The sequence below is a fragment of the Phytoactinopolyspora limicola genome, from assembly GCF_011320225.1.
Classification (GTDB): Bacteria; Actinomycetota; Actinomycetes; order Jiangellales; family Jiangellaceae; genus Phytoactinopolyspora; species Phytoactinopolyspora limicola.
Map to the genome: position 1 here is coordinate 181,547 of NZ_JAAOEN010000005.1, position 16,876 is coordinate 198,422.

Consider the following 16,876-nt stretch of genomic DNA (forward strand, 5'->3'; position numbering starts at 1 on the left):
CCTACCCGCCGGAGTTGCCGTAGACCGTGACGTGGACGTGGTCGTAGTGGTTCGCGGTGTCCGAGCCGCGGTCCGACATCCAGCGCCAGCCTTCGCTGCTGCGCTGGACCGTCCAGATCCGCTGCGCCCAGATGACCTCGCTGACACCAAGCTCGCGATGGTTGGCCCGTACCCACTCGGCAATCGAGTCGCCGAGCGAACCCCTGACCATGATGTCGACCGCCCGGCCCTGGCTGTGGGCACCGCCACCGGAGCGGTATCCGCCATACGAGCTGACGTCCGGGTAGCGAGCGCAGACCGCACGGTACACCCGGATGGCGTCCTGGGTGAGTCCGCTCTCGATCGAGGTGCCGTGTGAACACTCGGGGTAGGAAATGCCGTCGTCCGGGGTGTCCTCGGCCTCGTCGTCTTCGTCTTCTTCCGACGGTTCGGTTTCGGAGAGGTAGTCGCCGTTGACCCACGAGGTGCCACCGCCGTGCAGGATCTGCACCCAGTCGCCGTCGGTGTTCCCGGTGATCTCCACCTCGGTGCCGGCGGCCAGCACGGCTACCACCGTGGTGTGCCTGGCGGGCCCGGAGCGGACGTTGAGCTCGCTGACGGTGAACATCTGGCCGACGGCCGTGGGTTCCTCGTCCGGCTCGTCGTCGGGTTCGGGGGTGTCCTCGACCTCTTCTGTGTCGTCCGGCTCTTCGTCGGTTTCGTCGTCGGTTTCGTCGTCGGGATCCTCATTGGGTTCGACGTCGGGGGTGGCCACCGGAGGGAGCGGCGACTGCGACGGTCGAGGCGCCGGGGTCCGGTCGACCGACCCACGGCCCAGCGCCGCCTCTCGGTCGATGTCGCCCATACTCATGACGGGTTCGAGCGAGATCGCCTGCTGCGGCGACTCGAGCCACGTGACCGAACTGGCCGGCACCGACACGGCAACCGCGACCGGAACTGCCAGCATGACCATCCCGCGGGTGGGGAGACGCCGAGCCTTGCGGTGACGTCGAGTCTTTGCGTGCTTGTGGCGTGGCCTCGACACCTAAGGATCACCCTAAATCGTCGTTATTGTCCCGTTACCATCCCGTAGAGAACCACACCATGCCGGAGAACGCAACTGCACGAATCACCTGGACAACGGGGCATATGGTGGTGTGACACAAGTGTCATGGGCGCCGCGCCCCGCCCACGTCGGCGAAATGTGGTGGCCACGAGGCCGGTTCCGCCGACCACGTGGCGGCAGTGGAGCCGGCCGTCTCCGATCGTCGGGCCGTCCCGGTCAGGAACGGTGTCACAGTGCCCCGGCAGGCGAGTTGTGCCCATCGATGACGGACTCCGGCTGGCCGCCAGACGGACCGACCGTGGCCACCACAAGGCGCCTTGCTGCACCCGTCACGTCGGCACAAGGAAGCTTGTTCCGGCCCGGGGATGCGCCATAAGGAGGCTTGTTGTTGCCCAGGCGACCATAAGGAAGCTTGTGGCGGGGCGGGGTGCGCCGTAAGGAGGCTTGTTGTTGCCCAGGTGGAGCTTTCGCACGACGTGAGGTGCTGGCTACACAACGACGCCGACCCACGGAGTGGAGTTAGCGCTCGGAGTGGAGTTGGAGCGTGATCGGAGTGACATCGGTGTCGCCAAAGCAACACCTTCGCCGCTCCGTCGCTGCACCAACCTCACTCCGCGCACCAACCACCTACTGGTCCGGCCGGACCCGCAGCCCGTCGAAGGTGATCTTGCATACCGCGTCCGCCAGCGCCGCGGTGTCGGTTCCGCGACCCGGCCGATACCACTCGATCAGGGAGTTGACCAGGCCGAACAACAACCGCGCTGTGGTGGCGGGTTCGATGTCCGGCCGGAGGTCACCCTCTGCCTCGGCCTGCTTGACGAGGTCGGCGGCGAATCGGTCGAACTCGCGCCGCCGGGCCAAGGCGTCCCGCTCCACCTTCGTGTTGCCGTGGACCCGCAGCAATAACGTGACGAAAGGTAGCCGATCGGTGAGGACGGCGACGCTGCCGCGGACCAGTGCTTCCAGCCGCTCGACGGCCGGCCCGGGCATCGCTTCGACCTCCTGCGCCACCTCGAACAGTCCGTCCAGGGCTCGGTCGACCGCCAGCCTGAGCAACTCCTGCTTGCTGGGTACATGGTGGTAGATGGCCGACTTGGTGATACCGAGTTTGCGAGATAGATCTTCCATGCTGGTGCCGTCGTAGCCGCGCTCGTTGAACAGCTTGACGGCCACGTTCAGCAGGGACTCCAGGTCGTAGCCGGGGCGGCCCCGGCGGATCGGCCGGGAAGGGGGAGGTGGGGCGACGGCCATGCCGATCAGTCCTCCGTGCGCAGGTCTTTGATCCGGCGTAGCTTCCCGACCGAACGTTCCAGAGACTCGGGGTCGACCACGTCGACGTCGACGGTGACCCCGATGCGGTCTTTCACCACGTGCCGCACCTGCGCGGCGGTGTTCTTGCGGGTTTCGGTAGCGGCGCCAGGCGCGGCCTCGACCTGCACCGTGAGATGATCCATCCGGTTTTGTCGGGTCAGCACCAGCTGAAAATGGGGAGACAGGCCGGGCATCCGCAGGACGATCTCCTCGATCTGGGTGGGGAAGAGGTTGACGCCACGCACGATGATCATGTCGTCGCTGCGGCCGGTCACCTTGGCCATCCGCCGGAACGCCGGGCGGGCGGTGCCGGGCAGGAGGCGGGTGAGGTCACGGGTGCGATAGCGGATGACCGGCATCGCTTGTTTGGTGAGTGAGGTGAACACCAGTTCACCGGTCTCGCCGTCGGCGCGTACATCGCCGCCCAGCGGATCGACGATCTCGGGGTAGAAGTGATCCTCCCAGACGTGGAGACCGTCCTTGGTCTCGACACACTCCTGGGACACCCCCGGGCCGATGACCTCGGACAGTCCATAGATGTCGACGGCGTCGATCCCGGCCCGCTCCTCGATCTCCGTACGCATGGCCGGTGTCCACGGTTCGGCGCCGAAGATACCGACCCGTAGCGACGACTCCTTCGGATCGAGGCCTTGGCGCTCGAACTCGTCGAGCAGAGTGAGCATGTATGTAGGAGTGAGCATGATGATGCTCGGCTGAAAGTCGTTGATCAGCTGGACCTGGCGGGCGGTCATGCCGCCGGACACCGGCACCACCGTGCAGCCGAGCTTCTCGGCGCCGTAGTGGGCGCCGAGGCCGCCGGTGAACAGGCCGTATCCATAGGCGACGTGGACGATGTCGCCGGCTCGACCGCCCGCGGCTCGGATCGAACGAGCCATCACGGTGGCCCAGGTGTCGAGGTCTCCGGCGGTGTAGCCGACGACGGTGGGCCGCCCGGTGGTGCCACTGGACGCATGGATCCGATTCACCTGTTCGCGCGGCACGGCGAACATGCCGAACGGATAGTTCTCCCGGAGGTCGTCCTTGGTGGTGAAGGGGAACGACGCGAGATCGTCCAGGCTGGTGCAGTCGGATGGATGTACCCCGGCCGCGTCGAACGCCCGCCGGTAGTGGGGAACGTTCTGGTAAGCGTGCCGGAGAGTCCATCGCAGGCGTTCGAGTTGTAGCTCGCGCAGCTGTTCCGGGGTAAGGCGCTCGGCGGTGTCGAGTCCGTCCGGGTCCGGCTGCCCGCCGGCCGGAACGGCGCCGTGGGTGATGGTCATCTCCGCTCGCCTTCTCGCTGGATGGTGCGGCTGCGACCGCGGAACTCGAGGACGACGTCGCGCTGGTCGGGGGCACCACGGTAGACGGTGACGTCGTAGATGCCGTTGCGCCCGTAACGCGTTCGTTCCTCGGCGACCGCGACGAGTTCGTCGCCGGCCCGCGCGGAATCCACGAACGACACCTCGGCACCGGAGGCGACGGTCACCGGGCCGTAGCTGTTGCATGCGCAGGCGAACGCGGTGTCGGCCAGCAGGAACAGGTAGCCGCCATGGGCGATATCGTGGCCGTTGACCATCGCCGGCGTGACCTGCATCCGGACCGTGGCTGAACCGTCGCCCACGGCCAGCAGCTCAATACCCAGCGACGTCGAGGCGACATCCGCGTCCAGCATGGCCCGCGCCGGGTTCGGGCTGGTGTTCGAGACGTTGCCCACGCATCACCTCCGGTCCGGTGCGGACGGACGGCCACCTACCGGGTAGTCAACCGACCGAATGGCCGGTTAATAATATGCCACCGGGAGAGGGCCGATGCTACCTTCCGTACGCGGTTCGAGCTGGGCTGTCCGAGGCAGCCGGGAGGAGATCCCATGTCCGAGGTATATCTCGTCGATGGAGTACGAACACCCCAGGGACGGTACGCGGGCGCCCTGAGTGGGGTCCGGCCGGACGACCTCGCGGCGCTCGTCGTGGGTGAGGCGGTGCGCCGAGCCGGAGTGCCGGCAGACGCAGTGGACGAGGTGATCCTCGGGGCGGCGAACCAGGCCGGTGAGGACAACCGCAACGTCGCCCGGATGGCGGCACTGTTGGCCGGGTTACCCGACGAGGTACCCGCGTACACCGTGAACCGGCTGTGTGCCAGTGGCCTGACCGCCGTCGCGTCCGCCGTCCACAGCATCCGGGCCGGCGAGAACGGCGTCGTCGTGGCCGGTGGAGTGGAGTCGATGACGCGGGCGCCGTGGGTGATGGCCAAACCGGGGACACCATGGGCCCGGCCCGGTGAAGTCAGCGACACCTCGCTGGGCTGGCGGTTCACCAACCCTCGTTTCTCCGCCGCCGACCGTGAGGTGCCCACCGGATCGGGGCCGGACACCCGCAAGATCACGTTGTCCATGGGGGAGACCGCCGAAGAAGTGGCTGTACTCGACGGTCTGAGCCGGGCCGAATGCGACGAGTTCGCGCTGCGCAGCCATCAGCGGGCGGTCGCGGCCATCGATGCCGGACGTTTCGACGCCGAGATCGTGCCAGTACCCGTGGGTGACAGCGAGGTCACCACCGACGAAGGGCCGCGCCGCGACACCACACTGGAGAGACTCGGCCGGTTGCGCCCGGTGTTCCGCCAGGGCGGCATCGTCACCGCCGGTTCGTCGTCGTCACTTGCGGACGGCGCGGCGGCCCTGGTGATCGCCGGCGAGGACGCGGTACGACGCTACGGGCTCACGCCGCGGGCGCGGGTCGTGGCCAGCGCCAGCGCGGGAGTCGCGCCGCACGTCATGGGTCTGGGCCCGGTCCCCGCCACGGAGAAACTGCTGGCCCGGACCGGGACCGCCATCGACGACGTCGGTGCGGTGGAGCTGAACGAGGCGTTCGCGGCACAGAGCCTGGCGGTGATCCGGCGACTGGGCATCAAGGACGAGCGGGTCAACGCCGACGGCGGCGCTATCGCGCTGGGCCATCCGCTGGGCTGTTCCGGGGCGCGGATCCTGGTGACGCTGCTGGGCCGCATGGAACGTGCGGATGTACACCGGGGGCTGGCGACCTTGTGCGTTGGCGTTGGACAGGGTGTCGCCATGCTCGTGGAGGCAGCGTGACCGCCGCGGACGCGACCACCCCGGGCGCGCGGGTGCCGGGTTCGGTGGGGGTGATCGGCGGGGGCACCATGGGGGCCGGCATCGCCCATGTCTTCGCCGCCGCGGGTGCGCGGGTGGCCGTCGTCGAGAGTAGCCCGGATGCCGCCACCGACGCGCGGCGACGAATCGAGAACAGTCTGGGTAGAGCCGCCGAGCGCGGGAAACTCCCAGCGACGGTTGGCATGGTGTTGGATCGGATCACCGTGCTGGCCGACATCGCACACCTGCCGGCACAGCTCGACTTGCTGGTGGAAGCGGTACCGGAGCGGGCCGAGCTGAAGACGTCCGTGCTCAGCGCCGCGGAAGGTGCGATAGGCCCCGACACGGTCCTGGCGAGCAACACCAGTTCGCTGTCGATCTCCGAGCTGGGTGCCGTCCTAGAGTCCCCGTCCCGTTTCCTCGGCATGCACTTCTTCAACCCGGTCCCGGCGTCGAAGCTCGTCGAGATCGTGCTGGCGCGGGAGACCGACGGAGGGGTCCGAGACCGCGTGGTGGCGTGGGTGCGGGGACTCGGCAAAACCGACGTCGTCGTGCGCGACTCACCGGGATTCGCCACCAGTCGGCTGGGTGTGATGCTTGGCCTGGAGGCCATCCGCATGCTTGACGAGGGCGTCGCTGACGCCGAGGCGATCGATACGGCGATGGAGCTCGGCTACCGCCATCCCATGGGGCCGCTGCGCTCGACGGATCTGGTCGGCCTCGACGTGCGGCTGGCCATCGCCGAGTATCTGCACCGCACGCTAGGTGAGCGGTTCGCTCCACCGCAGTTGCTGCGAGACAAGGTGGCTCGCGGAGAACTCGGCAAGAAAACCGGTCAGGGTTTCTATCGCTGGTGATAGGGGACCGGGCCGTGGTTGGTGTCCGGAGCGGGGTTCGTGACTGTCAACTCCTTTTCCTCGGCTCCGCTGTCGACTACCATCACTTCCTGAACGTTCGGTTGGTAATTCGTTGGTGTCCTCCGGCGCAGGGCACCTAGGCTGGAAGAGCGGAACCGGGCGGTGCCTGGGACGACGAGGAGGTCGGACATCGATGACCGCACTACGTAGTTACGTCCATGGCGGGTGGCAGTCTCCGTCGGTCGACGGGACACCCCTACACGACGCGGTCACCGGCGCCGAGATCGCACGTATCTCCTCCGCCGGCATCGACATGGCCGGCGCACTCGACTATGGCCGCCGGGTGGGCGGCCCGCCGCTGCGCGAGCTGACCTTTCACGAGCGAGCACTCATCCTCAAACAGCTCGCGCTGTACTTGCAGGGGCAACGCGACGAGTTGTACGAGTTGTCCTACCGCACCGGAGCCACCAAATACGACGCCCGGTTCGACGTCGACGGCGGCATCGGAGTGCTGTTCACCTACGGCAGCAAAGGCCGCCGCGAACTACCTAACGACACCGTCTACGTCGATGGCCCGATGGAGCCGTTGGGCAAAGGCGGTACCTTCGTCGGCCAGCACATCGCCACCTCACTGCGCGGGGTGGCCATCCAGATCAACGCGTTCAACTTCCCCGTATGGGGCCCGTTGGAGAAGTTCGCCCCGGCGTTCCTGGCCGGGGTTCCGTCCTTGATCAAACCGGCCAGCCAAACCGCCTATCTCACCGAGAAGCTGGTAGAGCTGATGGTCGGGTCCGGCCTGCTGCCCGAGGGATCACTGCAACTCGTCTGCGGCAGCGCTGGTGACCTGCTGGATCACGTCACCGAGCAGGACCTCGTGGCATTCACCGGCTCGGCTTCCACCGCGCAGCGGCTGCGTTCGCACCCGGCCATCGTCCGCAACGCCACTCGGTTCAACGCCGAGGCCGACTCGCTGAACCTATCGATCCTCGGACCGGACGCCACGCCGGGCAGCGCGGAGTTCGACCTCTTCGTCAAGCAGCTGGTCACCGAGATGACCGTGAAAGTAGGACAGAAGTGCACCGCGATCCGGCGGGCATTCGTCCCCACCGACCATATGGACGAGGTCGCCGAGGCGGTGCGTGAACGGCTGGGCCGCGTCGTCGTCGGCAACCCGACCGCGCCAGACGTGCGGATGGGGGCGCTGGCCAGTCTGGAACAACGTGAAGAGGTGCGGCGCTCGCTCAAGGCACTCACCGATGCCGCGCGGGTGGTCTACGGCGATCCGGAGCAGGTGGACGTCGTCGACGCCGACCCCGAACGAGGTGCGTTCATCTCCCCGGTGCTGCTCCGTGCCGACGACCCCGGACGTGCCGAACCACACGAGGTCGAGGCGTTCGGCCCAGTGGCGACGCTGCTGCCCTACACCTCCACCGACCACGCCATCGAGCTGGCCGCGCGGGGCGCCGGAAGCCTGGTGGGCTCCGTCGTCACCGGCGATGCACGGTTCGCCCGCGATGTGGTGGTGGGGGTGGCGCCGTGGCACGGCCGGCTGCTCGTCGTCGATACCGAGAACGCCAAGGAGTCCACCGGACACGGTTCGCCGTTGCCGATGCTGGTCCATGGTGGTCCTGGCCGGGCTGGTGGTGGCGAGGAGCTGGGCGGTATCCGCAGTGTGCTCCACTACATGCAGCGCACCGCGGTGCAGGCGTCACCCTCGGTGCTGAGCGCGGTGACCGGCCAGTGGGTGCACGGTGCCCGGCAGCACGACACCACCACCCATCCGTTCCGGAAGTCGCTGGCGGAGCTGCGCGTCGGTGACACCGTCGTCGCTGGCCCGCGGACCGTCACCCAGGCGGACATCGACCATTTCGCCGAGTTCACCGGCGACACCTTCTACGCCCACACCAACGCCGAAGCCGCCGCGGCCAATCCGTTCTTCGAGGGCATCGTCGCCCACGGATACCTGGTGGTGTCCCTCGCGGCGGGTCTGTTCGTTCAGCCGGATCCCGGGCCGGTGCTGGCCAACTACGGGCTGGAGAACCTGCGTTTCCTCACTCCGGTCAAACCCGGCGACGAACTCACCGTGACGCTGACCGCCGCCCAGATCACCCCGCGCGTCGATGCCGACTACGGCGAGGTGCGGTGGAACTGCGACGTCGTCAACACCGAAGGTGAACTCGCCGCCCGCTACGACGTTCTCACCCTGGTAGCGAAGGAGTGGCCCACATGAGTACCACCACACCCGAGCCCAGCCTCGAGCAACACTTCGAGGACGTGATCGCCCGCGACCAGCGCATCGAACCACGCGACTGGATGCCCGACGGCTACCGCAAGACGTTGATCCGGCAGGTGGCGCAGCACGCCCACTCCGAGATCATCGGCATGCAGCCGGAAGCCAACTGGATCACCCGAGCCCCGTCGCTGCGCCGCAAGGCGATCCTGCTGGCGAAGGTCCAGGACGAAGCCGGGCACGGGCTGTACCTGTACTCGGCGGCGGAGACGCTGGGCGCAGACCGCACCGAGCTGACCGAGAACCTCATCGAGAGTCGGCAGAAGTACTCGTCGATCTTCAATTACCCCACGCTCGGTTTCGCCGACGTCGGTGTCATCGGATGGCTGGTCGATGGTGCCGCCATCTGCAACCAGGTCCCGCTGTGCCGCAGCTCGTTTGGCCCGTACGCACGTGGCATGGTGCGCATCTGCAAAGAGGAGTCCTTCCATCAGCGGCAGGGCTACGAGCTGCTGATGACCATGATGGGTGGTACCGAGGATCAGCGGCGGATGGTGCAGGACGCGACCAACCGGTGGTGGTGGCCGTCGTTGATGATGTTCGGCCCGCCGGACCACAACTCCCCGAACACCGCGCAGTCGATGGCCTGGAAGATCAAGCGGCACACCAACGACGAGCTGCGCCAACGATTCGTCGACATGACGGTGCCGCAGGCCGAAGCGCTCGGCGTCACGCTGCCGGATCCGGAGCTGCGCTGGAACGACGAGCGTGGGCATTACGACTTCGGGGAGATCGACTGGGCAGAGTTCACACAGGTGATCGCGGGCAACGGCCCCTGCAACACGCAGCGGTTGGCACAGCGGCGGCGCGCACACGAGGACGGTGCCTGGGTACGCGACGCCGCGGCCGCCTACGCCGCCAAACACGCCGCCAAACACGCCGGCAAACACGCCGGTGATCGTTAGCGGTTTGGTGTCGCCATGGCGACACCAAACCGCTAACGATCACCGAGGAAGGGAGAGGTGAGATGGCGGAGCATCGAGAGATACGAGCCGGCTGGCCGCTGTTCGAGGTGTTCGTGCGCAGCAAGCGGGGCCTCAACCACGTACACGTCGGATCGCTGCGGGCGGCTGACGCCGAGATGGCCTTGCGGCACGCCCGTGACCTGTACACGCGGCGCAACGAGGGCGTGAGTATCTGGGTGGTGAAGTCCTCGGACATCGCCGCGTCCAGTCCCGACGAGAAGGACCCGTTCTTCGCGCCGTCGGCGGACAAGGTCTACCGCCACCCGACCTTCTATGACATCCCCGAGCACGTCCCCCACATGTGAGGCCGGCCATGGGATTCGACAACGCTTACGAAGCGATCACCGAGGGGACCGACGACGCCCGGTGGGCATTCGGCACCGGGTTCGAGGACCCGCTGGCCGGCATCGACACCACCCTGCCCGACGGTGTGGACGCGGCCGAACTGGCCACATACTGTCTGGGCCTGGGCGACGACGCGCTGATCATGTCGCACCGGTTGCAGCAATGGTGCACCAACCTCCCCGAACTGGAGGAGGAGGTCGCCATCGCCAACATCGCACTCGACCTGCTCGGCCAGGCGCGGCTGTTGCTGAGTCGGGCCGCGGCCACTTCGCCCGGTCCGGGTGAAGACCACCTCGCGTTCTTCCGTGCCGAACACGAGTTCCGCAACGTACGCCTGACCGAGGTGGAGAATGGCGACTTCGGTGAGCTGATCGCTCGACTCCTGGTGTTCTCCACGTGGCGGCTGGCGTTGTTCGCCCGGCTCACGGAAGCGGCCGACCCGGTACTGGTGGCCATCGCGGCCAAAGGTGTCAAAGAGCTGACCTATCACCGCGACTATGCCGCCCAGTGGGCCGTCCGCCTGGGCGGAGGCACCGCGTACTCACGGGAGCGGCTGGCCGCTGGTCTCGACGCGGTCTGGCCCTATGTCGGCGAGCTGTTCGTGTCCGGCGACGCCGGGGGAGTCGCGGTTGACCCGGCGACGGTGCGCGAGGAGTTCGACGGCGTACTCACGCAGGTCCTGAAGGCGGCGACCATTCCGGTGCCGGAGGTGCCGGCCCGGCCTGGTGTTGGTGGCCGGTATGGGCGCGACGGCGTACACACCGAAGCCATGGGGTATGTGCTGGCCGAGCTGCAGAGTGTGGCCCGCGCCCACCCGGATGGGGTCTGGTGACGGCGATGGCGACAACCACCCCGGCCCCCACCGTCGATCGCATCTCGCCGGCCGCCGACGCCGCCCGTCGGGTGGCGCAGACCGTGACCGACCCGGAGCTCCCCATGCTGAGCCTCGCCGACCTCGGCGTGCTGCGGGATGTGTGGGTGGACGACGGGCGCGTCGTAGTGGTCATCACACCCACCTACACCGGGTGCCCAGCGATGGACACCATGCGTGACGACCTGGTGTACACGCTGCGCGCGGCGGGTTACCACGACGTCGAGGTGCGCACCACACTGCACCCGCCGTGGAGCACCGACTGGATCAGCGCCGAGGGCAAACGCAAGCTCGCCGAGTACGGCATCGCCCCGCCCGGGCCGGCACCATCCGCGGTGACCGGACCAGTGCCACTCGTCCTGACGCCCACCGTGCGCAGGGTCGACTGCCCTGTGTGTGGCTCGGCGGACACGGTGGAACTCTCCCGATTCAGCGCCACCGCGTGTAAGGCGCTGCGCCGCTGCCGCACCTGCCAGGAGCCGTTCGAGCACGTCAAGGAGATCTGAATGGCCGCCACCACGAACACCAGGGCTCGGCTACGGGGTGAGTTCCACCGGCTCACCGTCGCCGGTGTCGATCGGCTCTGCGCCGACGCCGTCGCGGTGACCTTCGACGTCCCGGACGAACTGGCCGAGACCTACGCCTTCCGGGCCGGCCAGTCGCTGACGGTGCGGCGGTGGATCGACGGCCGGGACGAGCGGCGCTCGTACTCCATCTGCGCGGCCGAAGGTGGCCCGCCGCGGATCGGTGTGCGGGAGGTCCCCGACGGGTTGTTCTCCAGGTGGCTTGTGCGCGACGTCCGGCCCGGCGACGAGGTGGAGGTCGGCACGCCCACCGGGAGCTTTACCCCCGACCTCGACCAGTCCGGCCACCACGTCCTACTGGCCGCCGGTTCCGGGATCACTCCCGTGTTGTCGATCGCCAGCAGCCTCCTGAACCACCCGGCGTCGACGGTGGCCCTCATGTACGGCAACCGCCGCACGGACACGGTGATGTTCGCCGACGAACTGGCCGACCTCAAGGACCGCTACCCGGACCGTCTCGAGTTGGTGCACGTGCTCTCGCGGGAACCCCGAGACGTGGAACTGTTCACCGGCCGGCTCACCCCGGACAAGGTGCACACCCTGGTGGAGGTTCTGCTGGACGCCGGCGACGTCGACCACTGGTGGTTGTGCGGTCCGTACGAGATGGTCACCGCCATCGAGGAGCTGTTGGACCAACAGCTCGGTGTCCCACGCGACCGGGTGCACCATGAACTCTTCTACGTCGACGACGTACCACCACCCCCGGTCCGGCATGAGGACGCTCCCCTCGAAGGTGAAACCAGCGAGGTCACGATCATCCTGGACGGCCGGAGCACCACAACCACGATGGCCCGCGATACCCCCGTCTTGGACGGCGCTCAGCGGGTCCGCCCGGACCTGCCGTTCGCCTGCAAAGGTGGAGTGTGCGGCACCTGCCGGGCCCGGGTGGTCGAGGGGGACATCACGATGCGGCGCAACTTCGCGTTGGAGGACGCCGAAGTCGCCGCGGGGTTCGTGCTGACCTGCCAGTCGTTGGTGTGCTCGGCGAAAGTGATTGTCGACTACGACGCCTGATCCCGCGGCGGCGATCTCACTGCCGCACGGTGCCCAATGCTCACCGGTAACCTGCCGCCATGTCGACCATAACGATCACCACAGTGGCCGAGCGTCCGGAGTTGGCCAGTCGGATGTACGAGATCCGAGACTCCTGGCCGACGTTCATGGGCCATGACAAACTGGCGAACGCTCTGTTCAACCAGGTGGCGGTCACCTTCCCGGACTATTGTGTCGTCGCCACAGCTGACGACGGTCGCGTGATAGGTCGGGGGCGCAGCCTTCCCTACACAACGGAGCTGCCTGGCCGTGAGCTGTACCCGGACGGCGGTTGGGACACGGTTCTGCAATGGGGGTTCGCCGACCAGCGGAAAGGGCGGCCGGCGACCGCCGCCAGCGCGCTGGATGTCGCGATCGACGCCGACCACCTCGGACGTGGCTTGTCGCACGACATCCTGGCAGCGATGCGAGCGGCCGTGCAGGCGCAAGGCCACGACGTCCTGGTGGCCCCGGTCCGCCCCAACGCGAAGCATCTGCGCCCGGCGCTTCCGATGACGACCTATATCACCGAGATGCGCGCGGACGGCCTGCCAGCGGACCCGTGGCTAAGAGTGCATGTGCGTGCTGGTGCTGCCATTGTCAAGGTGGCGCCGTCGTCGATGGTGATCGCCGGCTCACTGGCGCAATGGCGGGATTGGACCGGGCTGGCGTTCGACCGAGACGGTGACGTCGTGGTGTCCGGGGCGCTCGTACCGGTGCACTGTGACCTCGCGCATGAGTACGCGGTGTATGTCGAACCCAACGTCTGGGTCCGCCACACCTTGTGAAACGGGCCACCGCTGGTTCACCGCGATGCGTTGAAGAATTTGTGCGGACGAGCGACGATTCCGGCTGACCCGGGGCGGTCTCATCAGTAACCGACTACTTTTCCATCTAGGAGGATCTGATGAACCAGGCCCCAACCGTCCCGGTTGCTGCCCACACCCTCGACGTGCCAGGCGCACGGCTTCACTACGAGGTCCGCGGCGCTGGCCCGCTGGTGATGGCGGTTGGCTCACCGATGGACGCCAGCCGGTTCGCTCCGCTCTCGGACCTTTTGGCCGCCGACTACACCGTCGTCACGGCCGACCCCCGAGGCGCGCACCGCAGCCGGCTCGATGACCTTGATCAGGAGTCAACCCCGGAGGTGCGGGCCGACGATCTGGCCCGGATCATCGCCGACGTGGATGCCGGCCCGGCAATGGTGTTCGGCAGCAGCGGTGGTGCGGTGAACGCGCTCGCCTTGCTCCAAGCCCACCCTGCGCTGGTCACCACCGTAGTGGCGCATGAGCCTCCGCTGGACGAGTTGCTCGAGAACCGGGCGGAGATGCATGAGGAGACCGAGCGCATCGTCGCCACGTATCTCGCCGGGGATCACACTGGGGCGTGGCGGAAGTTCCTGGCCAAAGCCAACATCGTGCTACCCGACGAGGTCTTCGAGCAGATATTCGGCGGGGAACGCGGCCCGGACGAGCACTACTGGTTCGCACACGAACTTCGTCACACGACCCATTGGCGGCCCGACCTCGACCTGTTGCGGACGGTGCGAGACCGGATCGTTGTTGCGATCGGCGACGAATCGGCGGGGCAGGAGTGCGATCACACCTCACGTGCGCTGTCGGCCGAACTCGGCGTTGATCCGGTCATCTTCCCTGGGGACCACACCGGATTCATGGATCACCCGGAGCTGTTTGCCGCCCGACTCCGGGAGGTGCTGCGCTCAGCTGACCGAACCGGGTAGGCCAAAGGCCGAAAAGTGACCGGCACCGATAAACGAGGTGATGGCGGCGATGCGGTCATCGTGGAGGGTCAGCACGTCGATCGACCATGCCGTGTAGGTGGTGGAGCCATCGGCGGCCAGGTAGGACGCGACCGCCGGCTGGCCATTCGCGTTGGTGACGACGTGCCGCCATGACCCGCAGCTGGTCAAGGGGACCCGCACCGCGAAGTCGGTGACCGCCGCCAATCCTTGGTACCAATGGGGCAGCGGCGGCATCGACCAGGTGACGTCCTTGGTAAGCAGGGCCACGAGGGCGTCGGCATCGCCACGTTCGAGCGCGGCGGTGTAACTCTCGACGAGCTGCCGGACCCGGGTGTCGCCGAGCTCGGTCAGCATCTGGTGTTGAGTGCCGGCCGGCACCTTGTCGGCCAGTGTCTTCCGGGCGCGGGCCAGCGCTGAGTTGACCGATGTCGTCGAGGTGTCCATCATCGTCGCGATCTCCGCGGCGGAGAAACCGAGCACGTCGAACAGCACCAGGGCGGCCCGTTGGTTGCCCGGCAGGTGTTGTAGTGCGGCGACGAAGGCGAGCTCGATCGCCTCGCGTTGCTCGTAGCGGGCGTCCGGGTTCGACGGTGCACCCAGGTCACCGCCGGGATAGGGCTCAAGCCAGGCGACGTCGGTGGCCGGAATGTCGCCGATGACCGGCTGTGTGCTGGCCGGCCCGAGGTCGACGGGTAGTGCGCGCCGGCCGCGTGACCTGGCGGTGTCGAGACACGTACGAGTAGCCACCGCGTACAGCCAGGAGCGCAACGACCCCCGCCCCTCGAAGCGGGTCAGCGCCTTCCAGGCTCGGACCAAGGCATCTTGGAGTGCGTCGTCGGCATCGTGGACGGAGCCGAGCATCCGGTAGCAGTGAGCGCGCAGCTCAGGTCGGAGTGGCTGCACGAGGCGGCCGAAGGCGTCGCCGTCGCCAGCCTGCGCCCGCGCCAGGTCGGTGTGGGCGTCGCCAGCAGTATCAACCGACGCGACGGACTCATCCCGCATAACTCACGATTCTGCCGTATCGGCGGCCCTCGAGGGGACGGGACGAGGGCGTGACAGCGACGACGGTTGAGGAGCATCATGAGAAGGACCGCGTGGCCGCGTCTGGGGTGGACACCGTCGACGCGGCCTTCGTGAGGGGGACTCATGACTACTCCCGCTGGTGTCGAGATGGGCCGGCAGTACTACATCACCATCCCGGTGGCCGATGACGGAGCACCGGATGACCACGAGGTGAACCGGGTGTTGGGCCGGCCCGATTGCGCACTCGACTACGACGTCACGCCGCTGGACAGCACGTGCGTGACGGTGTGTGTGGTGGGGCTGCTGACGGCGGGGAACGAGCCCGCGGTGCTGGTCGATTGCGGGCCGGTCGGCATGCGCCTGATACCGGCAGCCTGGCTGGCCGAGGTGTACCCCGATCGCCGGGACCCTAGGGTCCCGCTGCCGGAGCTGCCCATTCCCGCCGGGCACCGGCGCGAGGCGAGGGTTACGGCGTCGCCGACGGTTCGAAGGCCTCCGCGATGACTTCGGCGGCCGCGGCGATGAGTTGGTCGTCGCGTTCGGCGCCCTCCGTCTCCCGGGTGGACAGGAACACCATGACGATGGGGTCGCGGCCGGGCGGCCAGACCACGCCGATGCAGTTGCGGGTGCCGTACCCACCAGCTCCGGTCCGGTCGCCCACCGTCCAGTCGTCGGGGACACCGGCACGGATGAGATCGTCGGCGGCGGTGTTGCCCACCAGCCACTCGACCAGAAGTTCGCGTTTCTCCTCCGGCAGGGTGTCGTCGAGCACGAAGGTCTGCAGGCTGGCCGCGAGAGCCCGCGGCGTGGTGGTGTCCCGAGTGTCGCCTGGCACGGCATCGCTGAGTTCAGGTGCGTACCGGTCGACACTGATGGTGTCGTCTCCGATCTCGCGGAGTGCGTCGCCGAGACCCTCGGGGCCCCCTACCTCGTCGAGCAGGAGGTTCGCCGCGGTGTTGTCGCCATATTTGGTGGTCGCGTCGCACAGCTCGCGGATCGTCAGGCCGGTGTCGAGATGTTCGCTGGTGACCGGCGCGTGTGCCTGTAGATCGTCTTCGGTGTATGTGATGACCCGTTCGAGGTCGTCGACCGAGTTCTGTTGCAGAACCACCGCGCAGAGGAGGATCTTGAAGGTCGAAGCGTAGGCGAACCGCTCGTCGGGGCGGTACGTGATCTCCTGACCGGTGCCAGTGTCCAGCGCGTACACACCAAGCCGAGCGTCGTAGCCGTCTTCCAGCTCCTCGAACTGCTCGGTGAGATCCTCAAGGTCGACGACATGATCGGTGGTGGGAGCCGCCGTTGGTTCGGCCGTGCTGGGGTCGCCGGGTTCGTCGGTGCTGGTCGAGGTGGCGGTTGGGCCGGCCGTCGCCGGCGAGCCGTTGTCGGTCGAACAGGCGACGAGCGGAGCGAACACCGCGACGGCTAGCGTCGAGACAGCGGCGCGTCGGATGAGGGTGGTGCGAGTGGTCATGGCGGCTAGTCTGTCCAGGCACACCTGATGCGGTCCAAGACTGTGCCGGATGGTTTGATGCAGAATGGGCATGGAGTGCGACAACTATCGGCGTACTCACCTGACGCCACCCTCGGATGCCGGGGCTGCCGCAGCGTGCAACGGCACGGGCTACGCCGCTTGCCGGCCAGACGGACCGAGCGTGGCCACCACAAGGCGCCTTGCTGCACCCGTC

The 16,876-nt window shown here is 67.6% G+C and carries 17 protein-coding genes; 11 read left to right on the top strand and 6 right to left on the bottom strand.

The genetic code is table 11. The features are described 5' to 3' along the window. Position 1: 1 nt before the first annotated feature. From G8760_RS14895 to paaI, 4 genes are all read right to left on the bottom strand, one after another. Positions 2 to 946 (bottom strand): SH3 domain-containing protein, encoded by a 945-nt coding sequence (locus G8760_RS14895; protein ID WP_166352467.1) that lies wholly within the window; start codon positions 944 to 946, stop codon positions 2 to 4. Positions 947 to 1,672: 726 nt separating this feature from the next. After that, a complete protein-coding gene (locus tag G8760_RS14900) occupies positions 1,673 to 2,296 on the bottom strand; it encodes a TetR/AcrR family transcriptional regulator (RefSeq protein ID WP_166352469.1) in 624 nt (207 codons plus the stop codon). A gap of 5 nt (positions 2,297 to 2,301) precedes the next feature. Next, positions 2,302 to 3,636: a phenylacetate--CoA ligase PaaK gene (gene paaK / locus G8760_RS14905; protein WP_166352471.1), complete on the bottom strand. Its 1,335-nt coding sequence runs from the start codon at positions 3,634 to 3,636 to the stop codon at positions 2,302 to 2,304. After that, a complete protein-coding gene (gene paaI, locus G8760_RS14910; protein WP_166352754.1) occupies positions 3,633 to 4,028 on the bottom strand; it encodes a hydroxyphenylacetyl-CoA thioesterase PaaI in 396 nt (131 codons plus the stop codon). The genes paaK and paaI overlap by 4 nt, the downstream gene beginning before the upstream one ends. Positions 4,029 to 4,223: 195 nt before the next feature. On the opposite strand from paaI, the gene G8760_RS14915 reads away from it, so the two are divergent. The 10 genes from G8760_RS14915 to G8760_RS14960 all read left to right on the top strand — a co-directional run bounded on the left by G8760_RS14915 (position 4,224) and on the right by G8760_RS14960 (position 14,147). Continuing rightward, positions 4,224 to 5,444 (top strand): thiolase family protein, encoded by a 1,221-nt coding sequence (locus G8760_RS14915; RefSeq protein WP_166352473.1) that lies wholly within the window; start codon positions 4,224 to 4,226, stop codon positions 5,442 to 5,444. 68 nt (positions 5,445 to 5,512) lie between these two features. Further along, positions 5,513 to 6,319 (top strand): 3-hydroxyacyl-CoA dehydrogenase family protein, encoded by an 807-nt coding sequence (locus G8760_RS14920; RefSeq protein ID WP_166352757.1) that lies wholly within the window; start codon positions 5,513 to 5,515, stop codon positions 6,317 to 6,319. A 193-nt stretch (positions 6,320 to 6,512) separates the two neighbouring features. Continuing rightward, positions 6,513 to 8,549 carry a phenylacetic acid degradation bifunctional protein PaaZ gene (paaZ, locus tag G8760_RS14925; protein WP_166352475.1) on the top strand — a complete coding sequence of 679 codons (2,037 nt, stop codon included), beginning with the start codon at positions 6,513 to 6,515 and terminating at the stop codon, positions 8,547 to 8,549. After that, positions 8,546 to 9,514, top strand: a complete 969-nt coding sequence (paaA, locus tag G8760_RS14930; protein WP_166352477.1) for a 1,2-phenylacetyl-CoA epoxidase subunit PaaA — start codon at positions 8,546 to 8,548, stop codon at positions 9,512 to 9,514. Before paaZ ends, paaA begins: the two co-directional genes overlap by 4 nt. Positions 9,515 to 9,576: 62 nt before the next feature. Continuing rightward, positions 9,577 to 9,879, top strand: a complete 303-nt coding sequence (gene paaB, locus G8760_RS14935; RefSeq protein ID WP_166352479.1) for a 1,2-phenylacetyl-CoA epoxidase subunit PaaB — start codon at positions 9,577 to 9,579, stop codon at positions 9,877 to 9,879. A gap of 8 nt (positions 9,880 to 9,887) precedes the next feature. Beyond that, positions 9,888 to 10,751, top strand: a complete 864-nt coding sequence (gene paaC, locus G8760_RS14940; protein ID WP_166352481.1) for a 1,2-phenylacetyl-CoA epoxidase subunit PaaC — start codon at positions 9,888 to 9,890, stop codon at positions 10,749 to 10,751. 5 nt (positions 10,752 to 10,756) lie between these two features. Next, positions 10,757 to 11,296: a 1,2-phenylacetyl-CoA epoxidase subunit PaaD gene (paaD, locus tag G8760_RS14945; protein ID WP_166352483.1), complete on the top strand. Its 540-nt coding sequence runs from the start codon at positions 10,757 to 10,759 to the stop codon at positions 11,294 to 11,296. Then, complete coding sequence (paaE, locus tag G8760_RS14950) at positions 11,297 to 12,388, top strand: 1,2-phenylacetyl-CoA epoxidase subunit PaaE (protein ID WP_166352485.1); 1,092 nt, start codon at positions 11,297 to 11,299, stop codon at positions 12,386 to 12,388. It abuts the gene before it with no gap. Between the two features lie 59 nt (positions 12,389 to 12,447). Next, entirely contained in the window at positions 12,448 to 13,194 is a 747-nt protein-coding gene (locus G8760_RS14955; protein ID WP_166352487.1) for an N-acetyltransferase, read from the top strand. 119 nt (positions 13,195 to 13,313) lie between these two features. Continuing rightward, positions 13,314 to 14,147, top strand: coding sequence for an alpha/beta fold hydrolase (locus tag G8760_RS14960; RefSeq protein WP_166352489.1), 834 nt, complete (start codon positions 13,314 to 13,316; stop codon positions 14,145 to 14,147). On the opposite strand, the gene G8760_RS14965 is transcribed toward G8760_RS14960, so the two are convergent. Then, positions 14,127 to 15,170, bottom strand: a complete 1,044-nt coding sequence (locus G8760_RS14965; protein ID WP_166352491.1) for a sigma-70 family RNA polymerase sigma factor — start codon at positions 15,168 to 15,170, stop codon at positions 14,127 to 14,129. The genes G8760_RS14960 and G8760_RS14965 overlap by 21 nt on opposite strands. A gap of 144 nt (positions 15,171 to 15,314) precedes the next feature. On the opposite strand from G8760_RS14965, the gene G8760_RS14970 reads away from it, so the two are divergent. Beyond that, positions 15,315 to 15,695, top strand: coding sequence for a hypothetical protein (locus tag G8760_RS14970; protein WP_166352493.1), 381 nt, complete (start codon positions 15,315 to 15,317; stop codon positions 15,693 to 15,695). Here G8760_RS14970 and bla read toward each other — a convergent pair. Next, a complete protein-coding gene (gene bla, locus G8760_RS14975; RefSeq protein WP_166352495.1) occupies positions 15,658 to 16,662 on the bottom strand; it encodes a class A beta-lactamase in 1,005 nt (334 codons plus the stop codon). The genes G8760_RS14970 and bla overlap by 38 nt on opposite strands. Between the last annotated feature and the right edge of the window lie 214 nt (positions 16,663 to 16,876).

What these genes read in the sequence shown, in the direction of transcription:
- G8760_RS14895 (WP_166352467.1), bottom strand. Translation starts at nt 946, where the DNA reads ATGCTGGCAGTTCCGGTCGCGGTTGCCGTGTCGGTGCCGGCCAGTTCG.
- G8760_RS14900 (WP_166352469.1), bottom strand. Translation starts at nt 2,296, where the DNA reads ATGGCCGTCGCCCCACCTCCCCCTTCCCGGCCGATCCGCCGGGGCCGC.
- paaK (WP_166352471.1), bottom strand. Translation starts at nt 3,636, where the DNA reads ATGACCATCACCCACGGCGCCGTTCCGGCCGGCGGGCAGCCGGACCCG.
- paaI (WP_166352754.1), bottom strand. Translation starts at nt 4,028, where the DNA reads ATGCTGGACGCGGATGTCGCCTCGACGTCGCTGGGTATTGAGCTGCTG.
- G8760_RS14915 (WP_166352473.1), top strand. Translation starts at nt 4,224, where the DNA reads ATGTCCGAGGTATATCTCGTCGATGGAGTACGAACACCCCAGGGACGG.
- G8760_RS14920 (WP_166352757.1), top strand. Translation starts at nt 5,513, where the DNA reads ATGGGGGCCGGCATCGCCCATGTCTTCGCCGCCGCGGGTGCGCGGGTG.
- paaZ (WP_166352475.1), top strand. Translation starts at nt 6,513, where the DNA reads ATGACCGCACTACGTAGTTACGTCCATGGCGGGTGGCAGTCTCCGTCG.
- paaA (WP_166352477.1), top strand. Translation starts at nt 8,546, where the DNA reads ATGAGTACCACCACACCCGAGCCCAGCCTCGAGCAACACTTCGAGGAC.
- paaB (WP_166352479.1), top strand. Translation starts at nt 9,577, where the DNA reads ATGGCGGAGCATCGAGAGATACGAGCCGGCTGGCCGCTGTTCGAGGTG.
- paaC (WP_166352481.1), top strand. Translation starts at nt 9,888, where the DNA reads ATGGGATTCGACAACGCTTACGAAGCGATCACCGAGGGGACCGACGAC.
- paaD (WP_166352483.1), top strand. Translation starts at nt 10,757, where the DNA reads ATGGCGACAACCACCCCGGCCCCCACCGTCGATCGCATCTCGCCGGCC.
- paaE (WP_166352485.1), top strand. Translation starts at nt 11,297, where the DNA reads ATGGCCGCCACCACGAACACCAGGGCTCGGCTACGGGGTGAGTTCCAC.
- G8760_RS14955 (WP_166352487.1), top strand. Translation starts at nt 12,448, where the DNA reads ATGTCGACCATAACGATCACCACAGTGGCCGAGCGTCCGGAGTTGGCC.
- G8760_RS14960 (WP_166352489.1), top strand. Translation starts at nt 13,314, where the DNA reads ATGAACCAGGCCCCAACCGTCCCGGTTGCTGCCCACACCCTCGACGTG.
- G8760_RS14965 (WP_166352491.1), bottom strand. Translation starts at nt 15,170, where the DNA reads ATGCGGGATGAGTCCGTCGCGTCGGTTGATACTGCTGGCGACGCCCAC.
- G8760_RS14970 (WP_166352493.1), top strand. Translation starts at nt 15,315, where the DNA reads ATGACTACTCCCGCTGGTGTCGAGATGGGCCGGCAGTACTACATCACC.
- bla (WP_166352495.1), bottom strand. Translation starts at nt 16,662, where the DNA reads ATGACCACTCGCACCACCCTCATCCGACGCGCCGCTGTCTCGACGCTA.